This is a genomic window from Caballeronia telluris (assembly GCF_001544495.1).
GTDB classification, from domain to species: Bacteria; Pseudomonadota; Gammaproteobacteria; order Burkholderiales; family Burkholderiaceae; genus Caballeronia; species Caballeronia telluris.
The window spans coordinates 183,589-194,350 of the sequence record NZ_FCNZ02000001.1 but is presented as its reverse complement, the minus strand read 5'-3'; the positions used below and the strand labels follow the sequence as shown (position 1 = coordinate 194,350).

Below are 10,762 nucleotides of genomic sequence, written 5' to 3'. Positions count from 1 at the left end.
CGGCGGCGGCAGCGTTGGCTTATTCGCCGAGGGACGCTTCGTGCGGCGTTGCGCCGCCGTAATCGCTGATCGTGATGAATTTCACTTTGGCGCCTGCACGAATCGCGGTGAGATTCGTGACAGGAAACACGGCACTGCTCTTCGGTCCGACCATGCCGCCCGCTTCGTTTTTGAAGGTCTGGTCGCCGCTCACCACGTCGATTTCACTGAACGACACGTGATAAGCGCTCGGATTCGCCGCAGCCACCGCATACCCTTTGTTATCCGGAGCAGGCACGATTTTCCATGTCAGCGTCTGGGCCGCATCCGCAGGCGTGCCCGGCAGATCCTTAGGACGTGCAAATACTTTGATGCGCGTGCGGAAAGCGAACTGGAGCGAGTTCTCGTCCGTGCCTGATTTGGCTTTGGGCGGGACGTCGAGCACATTCAGCCAGAAGACCGATTCGCGATCCTTGGGGAGCGCATCGCCCGTGTACATCATGCGCAGCGTCTGCGCCTTGTGGCCGTCCATCCGGAAGATCGGCGGTGTCAGCACGAAGGGTGCGCTGGCATCGTCGGGCTTCGCGTTCGCGTCGCCCGAATCCATCCAGACCTGGACGAGCGACGGTTCGGCACGGTCGTTGTCGAGCTTCACCGTGACTTCGCGATTCTCAAGGGGATACACCACGCGCGTGCCGCCTACGGTGACGCTTGCCACTGCACTGCCTGTATACAGCGCAGCAACGACACCCAAGGCACATGCAATTCGAGTAAGCGACTTCATGATGTATCTCCGTGAAAACCTGTCTCTAAAATTGGTTAAAAAAACGGGTATCCGAGTTGGCGGATACCCGTTGATATTGCTTACTGGTATTGCATCGTGTACTGAACCGACGTCTTCACTTCGCCGGCCGTCGCCGCGCCCGTCGCGATGTATTGGGCGAAGTACTTTATATTTCCGGAGCCGCTGGTGATGCCCACGCCATCGGTCGTGAAGTCATTGTTGACGCTGCTGACGATGTTGATCGGCTGAAGCGAGGCGTTCAGCAGACGCACTTCGACGTTCGTGGCAGGCGAGTTCGTCGACTGGTTCGCGAGGTTGCCCGTGGCCTGGTCGACGGTCGGACCATTCTCGAAGTGCGCGAGTGCCTTCGTGCCGGCGGTGCAGCCGGTCAGTGCGAAAGTCAGATCGGTTGCGGCCGACGTGCCGGCCGTCGCGCCGCTTGCGCCGAGCGTGCGCTTCGAAACGGTCGGCAGCGTAATAGCCTTGTTCACTGCGCCGCTGGCTTGCGTGTCGATCGAGCACGTCGTATCCGACACTTGGCCGGTGAAGCTGATCGTGCCGTCGGCAGCTTGCGCGCCCGTCGATGCGAGTGCGATGGCGCTAAGTGCTGCAATGCCGGTCAGCGTGGAGATAAGGGATTTCATGAAAATTCCAAATAAATGAATGGCGAAGTAAGGAAAGTTATTCGCGGCATCTAAGCCTGCTGTTACTCGTGCCGCAGCGCAGTCGCGCACCTTTTTGCCTTCAGCTGGACCGCTCGGAAGGAGCGAGGGTGTTTGTCTGCGTTGAACCGAATATTACGGGGGTATTTCGGGATTACCCTGAGACAACTCCCAAAAATCAAATCGAGATTTTTATTAGGAAAATGAATACAAATCGGGGCGACCTGCTCGCGGCGCGGCAGGACGCGCTTTGGCGTTTCGGTATGGGGCGCAAAGCTACGCGACCTCGGTCGGGACTTTATGCGCATAAAGTTTCGGGCCGACTTCGGCTGTCGAGTCGTCGCTGGACTCGCGTTCGTTCGCGAGAAGACATTCGTTACGTGTGCGGCGTGGGTGCATCTGTCGTCGTCTCGCCACAATCCTGCTTTCCGGCTCTGCCGAATGGCTAATGTGCGCCGCTTCATCATTTTTCTACTTAAAAAACATAAACATTCAAAGTAGAATTCCTTTGCCTCAAAAAACAGGAGTGAACGACGTGGCAGCGGAAATCATTGCGATCACGCAACAGAAGGGCGGGGTTGGAAAGAGCACGATAGCGATGCACCTGGGCGCTGCCTTTCATGAGAAAAAGAAGCGCGTCCTGGTCGTGGATGCGGACGGGCAAAATACCCTGATCCACTGGACAAGCGCTTCATCGGAAGGGGCTGGTGGCATTCCGTTCCCCGTCGTCAATCTTTCCGAAGCTGGCGGACAAATCCATCGAGAGATCAAGAAGTTCGTCGGCGACTACGACATCATCGTGGTCGATTGCCCGCCGTCTATCACCGAAAAAGTTTCGGGTGTTGTCCTTCTCGCCGCGACGGTTGCAGTGATTCCCACCTCGTCATCACCCGCCGACTATTGGTCAAGCGTCGGTCTGGTGAAGCTCATTCAGCAAGCGCAAGTGATGAACGAAGACCTGCAGGCGGTCTTTCTGCTGAACAAGACGGAAGAGAAGCGAATGCTGACCCGCGAACTCAAGGTGGCGCTCGAGGAACTCGGTTTCCCGCTTCTCAAAACGCAGATCCCCACGCGCGAGTGCTACAAACAGGCGATGGCACTTGGCCAGACCGTCCTTCAAATGACTGACCGCGGTTCGCGGCTTGCAGCCGCCGAAATCCGAGCCTGTGCCGACGAAATTCTCGCGATGCTCCCCTGACTTTATGCGCATAAAGGTCCCTGAATGAAACCGTCCCAGTTCGCCAAAGGCTTCAAAGCCAGACCCGACACCACAAGCAGTGAAAAGAGAACCGCTCTGGACCGCCTGAATGCCATCGACGGCATGGTGAGTAATGAGCAGGTCAATCAGCCCGCCGCCAACGGTCGTTCAAGCGCGTTCACGCCGGACCAGGACCTGGACTCGTCGGCCATCCTGGAATCCGACGAGTTCAAAACGTGGCGTCGTTCGAATCGATATGCTGCCGGGCAAGTCGTCGAGTTGCCTTTAAAAGCAATCAAGCCAAGTCCGTTCAATCCGCGTCATTTTTATTTGAAGGCGTCGATTGCCGAACTCGCCGTGAACCTCGCGAAGCAAGGTCAGCAGCAGGCCATCCATGTCATTCCTGACTATGAAAATCCAGGCACGTTTTTCGTAAGCGACGGTGGGCGACGTGTCCGCGCGTTGAAAGAAGCGAATAAGGAAACCGTGAAGGCGGTGGTCATCGACCTCCCGATTGGCATCGAGAGCTACAAACTCGGCTATGACCTGAATGTGCAGCGGGATTCCCAGACCGTGTTCGACAACGCAATCGTCTGGAAACGATTCCTCGACGATCAGCACTTTCAGAGTCAACGCGAACTCGCCGATCATCTCGGCCTCGACGAATCCACGATTGCGGTGGCGTTGTCAATTGCGAAGTTGCCCGAGAACGTCATGCACGAAATGGTGGCGCGCCCCGATCGATTCGGTTCGAACATGGCGTATCAGGTGACGCGGTACCACACGGCGCGCGGCACAGACGCGACCCTGCGGCTCATCAACAAGATTCTCTCCGACGATCTGAGCACCCGCCAGGTGGCAGACATCGTGAAAGGGCGAGCGACCGCGCTGGAAGCACCCAAAGTGGCAGGACGCCAGCGATACGCGCAACGACTGGAGATCAAGCTCGACGGCATCTCGGTCGGAGACCTGAAGTCGTATGGCGACGACCGACTCGAATTGCGCCTGCGCGGCTTGTCGAAGCAAAAGCGCGATGAACTGCTCGAGCAAATCGAGCAGATGCTGCAATCGAATGCAGCGAAGCAATAAAAGAAATTAGATTTCGGACATCACGCCCGCCGGTCAGGCGGCGCGTGACTGATTGAGCGTGAAGGAGAGCAGATCGCCATCTGTGGGTTCTCCCCACGTCTTCCGGGCGAGCCAGTCAAAGAACGACGTTTCGGCCAGCTTCGACTCCAGTCCCCGCTTGCGCCAGTCGTCACGCATATGAGTGCCGAGTTCGGGTAACACGTCTTCCTCGAACGTCTGGCGCGCCAGTTCCCGTTCTTCCTCACCTTGTTCGTCGTAGAGCGCCCGCGCCTCCTTGCGACGATAGGCCGAAAATTCGCTGAGCAGCCGAGCCTTCAGGTCGTCCGCGGGCGCACCGCCGTTGCGCGCGGAAGCCGCGGGGACGGCCGGCAGCGCCTCTACCGGCGGCGCGTAGCCCTTCTTCAACGCATCCTTGAAGAGCGCAGCCGCGCTGCGCACCGGTGGCAGCGACGTGCTCCGCATGCGCTGTTCGGTCATCTGAAGCGCCGCACGGATCCGATTTTCTTCGCTGTCGGCGTAGAGCGTTTGCGCGTCCTTCAGCGGAATGCCGATCTTCACCATGCGATCGACGAGCGTACTGTCGAAGACGTTCGGATGCTCATCGAGCGCCAGCATCGGCTGCTTTTGCTCCGTCACACGAAACTGGATCTCTGCCACTCGTCGCCCTTCGCGATGTTCGATCAATTCGACGACGATATTCGTGACAGCATTCACTTCGGCGATCGCGGGGCGCAGATAGTCGCGCTTAAAGTACTTGTATTCGCGCTTTGCCTCATCACCGGCTTCGGTGTCGGGCGTCCCGGAAAGGATCGGCCGCCACCATTCCCACGTCTCGCGCATCGTAAGGTGACTGGGATTCGTCAGATAGCGCACGCAGATTTCGTACAACGCCAACCCCGCGCTGCTGCGCAACTGACTCTGAAACTGCAGGCTCAGGCGCGCATATTGGACGGGATCGAGCAGTTTCTTTTTGATTTTCGGCGCGAACGAAAACTCCACCCACACGCGGCGCGTCGCCGGATCTTCGAGAATTTCCGCATCGGCGATCAACGTCGAGATCCCCCACTTGCGGCCCGGCTTTTGACTCGACGTGCCGGTACTCCATTCGACCTGCACCGACACCATGCGCCGCAAATGTTCTTTGACGAGCGCCGTGTCGTTCGAATCGAACGCAGAATTGGCAACGATGTCCGACAATAACGCGCGGTACGTATCGCCCGATTCGTCGGCCTGCTGCGCGACTGCGAGAAGCACGTTGAAGAGCTTGCGCGTGAGCAGCGTGATTTTGCCGCTTTTCGGCTGGATCGCGATGGCCTCGACGGCCTTGCGCAACTCCGCAGAACTCGGGCTGACTACGTCGGTTTTCTTTGCGCGCTTGGTTGCCATGCGTCGGGCCAGATGGATTTTGCGATGAGGATACTGATTGCGGTGATGCCCGTCTAGAGGCGTTCTCTCACCATCGTGCGGTGAAGTGATACCCGTCGCATTGCCTCACTGCGGTGCGCTCCCGAAAAGTCTCACCGCTCACCATTCATCCGCTACCCGTATGCTCAAGTTCCACGCGGGTAAACGGATCGCGCTGGATTTCCCGCTTTCATTGCGTCCTCGATTTTTCTCCCGAAAAATCTCACCTGAAATATTTTTTGATCTTCTTCTCGCTGTTGCGGCGCTGGAACAGGCCAAGACAGCGGTGTGAATGGTCAATTTCCGGGCGTTTTTCCGATTCCGCCACGGAAACTGCATTGGATCCAAACGACAGCTGCGCCTCGGCTCCCGCAAACCCTCACCTTTGCCTGCAGGAGCACTGTAGAGCGTCGTCTTCCTGGCCGCAGCCATTGGGCGCGATGCACGCTCGCGATCCCGAAAAACCTCACCTTTGTGATCCAAGGCGCCCGCAGATAATACGAAAGATGCGCCGGTCTCCTCCCGGAAAAGCTCACCTCAGGGGCTCGCGCTCGAAAATAGCTCTATCTTTCCGGTGCTTAGAAGGGAAATCTGGTCCTGAGTCTCAAAGGATGCGTTCCCGTAGATTCTCACCTTCGGGCCTCTTCGTAGGCACGGGCAGCGCATCTACAACACGCTGGGCGCCCCCGAAAAACCTCACCTTTGCCAGATCCATTCCAATGTGAACCCATTTATGCCATTGATTAATAAACGATTTTTTGTCATTTGTAGGACTCTACTCGAACTTACCCCATCGATGTGCGCAAGGCCGCTCGCCGCGCGTCTCCCGAAAACGCTCACCGGAGGAATTGTTCTCGAAGACACATCAGCCGGCCACGCAGGCGATAACGCTTCCCGTAAAGACTCACCTTGAGGCCGTCTACGTCGATTTTGGCACCTTCCTGCGACGAATTTTGTCTGCCTTGGCACCGAGATGCCTTGGGCGTATCAGGCCGGCTCCCGCATTCCCTCACCCTACGGACGAAATTGGGACGAAATCGCCCAAAATCAGCTCTTGCCTCCCGTATAAGCTCACTCCGCCCCCCGTTGGTGACCCGTAAAGTCTCACCTATCGGTAAAAATTCCCTGAATCACGGCCGAACGAGCGCAAAGAGGTGCATCCCGAAGAAGCTCACGTTTCGCGACAGGTCGATCGGTTACGAACCTTGCACCGCCTAGCTCTGCGCGCAGGCACGTCCTGCATTCCCTCACCGAGGCGATCGGCGGTCCTCCCGAACACACTCACGATGTGTCCCGGATATCCTCACACGTATCCCTGAACCCCATCACCCGTGCTTCCCGCACTCCCTCACCAGGGCTCCCGAAGAGCTTCACCTTGCATGGCGCAAAGGCCCGTCCCATAAGGGTTTGCGGTGGCGTTAACGTCTTTAACAAGGGTTCAAAGGTGTTTACTTCTAATACTCTCAACCGAGTCGGCAGTGCACAGCAGAGAGATCCGCCAACGCGGAAAACCGTGAAACATGCAGAAATTACTGTTGAAGACGGAAATCACGAATACAATCATGAAGTTAGACACTGAACTTGATTATGTTTCACGGAATTGTCGTTTAACTCTTGAAGAACCACGGAAAGCGCGTTGCATCTACATGCTGTCTATTGTTACGACGAAACACACGCTGAAAAAGTGACGGGCGCTACGTAAAACGTTACGATTGCTCCGTCCGAAACGCCAATCCATCCAGATGAACACCGTAGACCGCGACCAACTACGCCATGAAATCGAAGATTTGCGCACGAAAGGCGCGCGTCGGCGAGAACTCTCGATGCACGCGTGCGAGCGATTGTTCTTCGATTTCGGAATCCGGCCATCCATCGCCACTGTTCGTGACCTGACACAAACCGGCAGCGCCAGCGACATCCCGAAGGACATCGAGGCGTTCTGGACGCGTGTCCGTTCCGCGTCGCGCGTTCGGATCGAAAGCGGCGCGATACCGGAAGCGTTGCAAGAACGCGCCGGAGAACTGCTCGGCCTGCTCTATTCGCAAGCCCAGGACTGCGCACGCGCTGCGCTCGCAGTCGAACAGCAGCAAATCCAGTCGATGATCGAAGCGACCGAAAGCCGTCTGCACGACGCGGACGTGCGGCACGCAGCGATGAAAGAGACTTATCAGCGCAGCGAATCGCGAGCCGAGGCGGCGGCGTCGCGCATCGCCGCCCTGGAAGCCGAGCTGGCCGCCTTGCGCGGGCACGAAAGTCACGCGCACGACGGCTTGCAGACGCTGATAGCGCGGCTCGAACGGGAAAACGAGGCGCTCTCGAAGCGCATCGAACAGGAGCAGACCGCGAACGCCGCCTTGCGCGACCGGCTCGACGCCCTGCAGACCGAACTGCGCGAAAACACGGAACACTACGCCCGACAGATCAAGGACGCCGTTAGCGACGCCGAACGCCGCGTCAAGCCGATGCTGGTCGAACTGGATTCGCTGCGCACGATGTCGGCGACTTATCAGTCCGGCGTGCGCGACGCCAGTCAGAAGGAATTCGAATTTATTCAACAACTTAGCGCGTCGAAAGGTCGTGCCGACCGGCTGGAGATCCAGATTCGAAAGCAATCGGACGAAATCGATGCGCTCGCCCGCGAGCGTGACGCGTTGCGATCGCGGGGTGCAATGAGCGATGCGGTCGGCGGCACGCTCTGCGCGCTCGCCGCTCAGGGCCGGCTGTCGGCGGACGAACTGGCAACGCTCGGCACGCTCGCGGATGCGCACGTCGAGCTTCCCGCGCGCTGTCCGGTCTGTGAGGCGGGCGAGCCGGAGTTATCGCGCCATGAGGACGAATTCGAACTGTCTTGCCCGGAGTGCGAGCACACGTCGGGCGCGTCGTCGTCGAAATTGGCCGCGCTGGCCGGTTTCGGGAAGCCGGCGCGAGCCGAAACGTCCTGAGCGGTCGGAAAACGCCAAAGGTGAGGTTTTTCGGGAGCGGTCGCCCAAGCGCGATGGCGCGCGGCTCTATGCGCTTTTCTGGTCGCCGCGCTCGTTCGCGCGCGCGATATCGCGCTCCCGTATTTCCTCACCCAACCAGTTTTGCCAGGCCCTGTGCAGCCGTTGCGAGGAAATCGGCTGCTGAAAGCCGAGCCATTGACCGACGTGCTCGGGGTCCGTGCCGCCCTCGAACAATTCCGCCGCGAACGTGTTGCGCAACGTTTGCGGACTCGCCCGCGCGGTCCGTGACGCGGCGATCCCCGATGCGTCGACGACAGCGTCGATCGCACGAAGCATCGTCGCCTTGTGCATGGGCCGGCCGGAGGGCGCGGCGGGAAACAGCAGGTTGCCCGCGATGCCGACCGTCTTGCGCTCGCTGATCCAGTTGTCGAATAACGCGATGGCGAATGGCGCCAAGCGCGTTTGGCGCACGAACGCCGGGTTTTCGGCATCGATCGTGAGCCACGGCTGGTCCCACGTATAGCAACTAACCGTCAGCGCGGCGGCTTCTCCGGTCTTCACGCCTCCACCGAGAAACGCGGCGACTAGCGCGCGATCCCGCCGCTCACGCCAGCGTTGCCCGTTGGACAAGTCGCCGAGCGGCGCAAAAAGATGGGCGATCAGCCGAGCCCGTTCGCCATGCGCGAGAAAACCGGTCGGCTCGTTTTCGCGGGCGTCGCGCCACGATGCGTCGCCATCCTGAGCGATGAAACGCGCCGGGTTCGTCGACGCCATTTCGATCTCGCGAACGTGGTCGAGCACGCGCTCGATTAGCCGCAGATAGCGCACGCGCTGGGGTCGGCGGATGTCGAGTTGCATGACGAACTCCTCGATGACTGGCCGCTCCACCGTTCGCAGTGTCGTCCGCCTGACCTTCAGCCATTCGAGAAACAGTCCCCATTGCGCGCGATAGACATCCGCCGACGATGCACGGAAGTCCTGCTTCGCGAGCCACGCGTCGAAGGCGATCTGCGGATCGGCATGCCAGTCGGCGCGTTCCTGGTCGAAGAAATCGGTCGGGTTCGGATTGTTCGGCACGGGTGGATTCCGGGTTGGCTTTAATTACCGTTAGTTGCTCCCGGAAGCTTCATCGTTCCATTCCATTTCGTCAAGTTTGCCGGATGGCGCACGATATTTTTTCCTTGTGCGCTGCACGCAATCCGATACTGTTCAGTCGACGGTTGCCTTCCAGAACATAAGCAAAACAAAGGAGCGAGCCATGTCCGATTTGCCGATGGGCGAAGAACGCCGGGCGCGGGGACGGACCGCGCGTCAGCAGGCGCCACGCAGCACGCACGATGCCATCGGCGATGTCGATCGCGATCCCGTCGAGTTGTTGAAACAAAGCAGCGCCGGGCGCGTCGAGGCGCTCGTGCCGCTCCGTTACGGCCGAATGCTCGTGTCGCCGTTCACGTTCTATCGCGGCAGCGCCATCCTCCAGGCGCACGATCTGGCGGGCACGCCCGACAGCGGCATCCATCTGCAAATCTGCGGCGATTGCCACCTCTCGAATTTCGGCGGATTCGCGACGCCCGAGCGCTCGCTGATCTTCGATCTCAACGATTTCGACGAAACCGCCGTCGGTCCGTGGGAATGGGACGTCAAGCGGCTGGTCGCGAGCTTCACCATCGCGGGGCGGCACCTCGGTCACGGCGACGCGTCCGCGGACGAATTCGCGTTTTGCGCCGCCGAAAGCTATCGCACGCGCATGCGCGAGTACGCGGACATGGGCGTGCTCGATCTCTGGTACGAGCGCATCACGTTCGACCGGATGTACGACGCCGTGCAGACCGATGACGCGCGCCGTCGCATCAAACGCGGCGTCGAACGCGCGACGCGTCGCACGCACGAAACGATGCTGCCGAAGCTCGCGGACCGCACCGAGAACGAATGGCAGATCCGCGATGCGCCGCCGGCGATCTTTCATATTCGCGGCAAAAACACGCTGTTCGATCAGAACGACGACGTGATGTCCCTCACCGCTCATCGCGACGAGATTCTGGCGCCCGTGCTGAGCGAATACTTCGCGTCGTTGACGGTCGAGCGCGCCGCGCTGCTCAGGCAATTCACGATTCAGGATCTGGTTTTCAAAGTGGTCGGCGTGGGCAGTGTCGGCACGCGTTGCATGGTGCTCCTGCTCATCGAGCCGCACGGAAAGCCGCTTTTCCTGCAGTTGAAGGAAGCGTCGAAGTCGGTCGTATCGATGTTTTTCAAAGGCGCCCGGGACGATCCTGCAGATCCGTCACATGCCGGCAGGCGCGTCGTTCACGGCCAGCGGCTGATGCAGGCGGCGACCGATCCCTTCCTGGGTTGGTCGACCGGGCCGCTCGGCCGCGCACTCTATGTGCGCCAATTGCGGGACATGAAGATTTCGGCGGAACTGGAGACGTTCGGCGTGGACGCGTTTCGCGATTACGCGGCGCTGTGCGGATGGGGGCTCGCCCGTGCGCACGCGAAAGCGAGCGGCTGTGCGCTCGAAATCGCCGGGTATCTCGGCTCCGGCCAGCGCATGGCGGACGCGCTCGTGCGCTACGGCCGCGCCTATGCGGACCAGGTCGAGAAAGACTACGACGCGTTTCGCGCGGCATGTCGCGACGGACGGCTCGAAGCGCGCTCGGATGCCGACATGGCCGCCGATTTCTCGCCCTGAACGCCCTGAACGCCC

At 59.7% G+C, this 10,762-nt stretch carries 9 protein-coding genes; 5 read left to right on the top strand and 4 right to left on the bottom strand.

Annotation, left to right across the window (positions count from 1 at the left end):
* Positions 1 to 19 precede the first annotated feature (19 nt).
* Entirely contained in the window at positions 20 to 697 is a 678-nt protein-coding gene (locus tag AWB66_RS00880) for a fimbrial biogenesis chaperone (RefSeq protein WP_235020936.1), read from the bottom strand.
* Positions 698 to 843: 146 nt separating this feature from the next.
* Positions 844 to 1,407, bottom strand: coding sequence for a fimbrial protein (locus AWB66_RS00875; RefSeq protein ID WP_087628368.1), 564 nt, complete (start codon positions 1,405 to 1,407; stop codon positions 844 to 846).
* 553 nt (positions 1,408 to 1,960) lie between these two features.
* Here AWB66_RS00875 and parA point away from each other — a divergent pair.
* Positions 1,961 to 2,623: a ParA family partition ATPase gene (gene parA, locus AWB66_RS00870; RefSeq protein ID WP_087628367.1), complete on the top strand. Its 663-nt coding sequence runs from the start codon at positions 1,961 to 1,963 to the stop codon at positions 2,621 to 2,623.
* Between the two features lie 24 nt (positions 2,624 to 2,647).
* Entirely contained in the window at positions 2,648 to 3,712 is a 1,065-nt protein-coding gene (locus AWB66_RS00865; RefSeq protein WP_087628366.1) for a ParB/RepB/Spo0J family partition protein, read from the top strand.
* A 33-nt stretch (positions 3,713 to 3,745) separates the two neighbouring features.
* Here AWB66_RS00865 and AWB66_RS00860 read toward each other — a convergent pair whose 3' ends face one another.
* Positions 3,746 to 5,098, bottom strand: a complete 1,353-nt coding sequence (locus AWB66_RS00860) for a replication initiation protein (protein ID WP_087628365.1) — start codon at positions 5,096 to 5,098, stop codon at positions 3,746 to 3,748.
* A 160-nt stretch (positions 5,099 to 5,258) separates the two neighbouring features.
* On the opposite strand from AWB66_RS00860, the gene AWB66_RS33540 reads away from it, so the two are divergent.
* Positions 5,259 to 5,408, top strand: coding sequence for a hypothetical protein (locus AWB66_RS33540; protein ID WP_159462863.1), 150 nt, complete (start codon positions 5,259 to 5,261; stop codon positions 5,406 to 5,408).
* A gap of 1,450 nt (positions 5,409 to 6,858) precedes the next feature.
* Positions 6,859 to 8,058: a DNA-binding protein gene (locus tag AWB66_RS00855; RefSeq protein ID WP_087628364.1), complete on the top strand. Its 1,200-nt coding sequence runs from the start codon at positions 6,859 to 6,861 to the stop codon at positions 8,056 to 8,058.
* Positions 8,059 to 8,124: 66 nt separating this feature from the next.
* Here AWB66_RS00855 and AWB66_RS00850 read toward each other — a convergent pair whose 3' ends face one another.
* Positions 8,125 to 9,135 carry a tyrosine-type recombinase/integrase gene (locus AWB66_RS00850; protein ID WP_087628363.1) on the bottom strand — a complete coding sequence of 337 codons (1,011 nt, stop codon included), beginning with the start codon at positions 9,133 to 9,135 and terminating at the stop codon, positions 8,125 to 8,127.
* Between the two features lie 181 nt (positions 9,136 to 9,316).
* Here AWB66_RS00850 and AWB66_RS00845 point away from each other — a divergent pair, with 181 nt between their 5' ends.
* Complete coding sequence (locus AWB66_RS00845; RefSeq protein WP_087628362.1) at positions 9,317 to 10,747, top strand: DUF2252 domain-containing protein; 1,431 nt, start codon at positions 9,317 to 9,319, stop codon at positions 10,745 to 10,747.
* Positions 10,748 to 10,762: the final 15 nt, after the last annotated feature.

What these genes read in the sequence shown, in the direction of transcription:
- AWB66_RS00875 (WP_087628368.1), bottom strand. Translation starts at nt 1,407, where the DNA reads ATGAAATCCCTTATCTCCACGCTGACCGGCATTGCAGCACTTAGCGCC.
- AWB66_RS00865 (WP_087628366.1), top strand. Translation starts at nt 2,648, where the DNA reads ATGAAACCGTCCCAGTTCGCCAAAGGCTTCAAAGCCAGACCCGACACC.
- AWB66_RS00860 (WP_087628365.1), bottom strand. Translation starts at nt 5,098, where the DNA reads ATGGCAACCAAGCGCGCAAAGAAAACCGACGTAGTCAGCCCGAGTTCT.
- AWB66_RS33540 (WP_159462863.1), top strand. Translation starts at nt 5,259, where the DNA reads ATGCTCAAGTTCCACGCGGGTAAACGGATCGCGCTGGATTTCCCGCTT.
- AWB66_RS00855 (WP_087628364.1), top strand. Translation starts at nt 6,859, where the DNA reads ATGAACACCGTAGACCGCGACCAACTACGCCATGAAATCGAAGATTTG.
- AWB66_RS00845 (WP_087628362.1), top strand. Translation starts at nt 9,317, where the DNA reads ATGTCCGATTTGCCGATGGGCGAAGAACGCCGGGCGCGGGGACGGACC.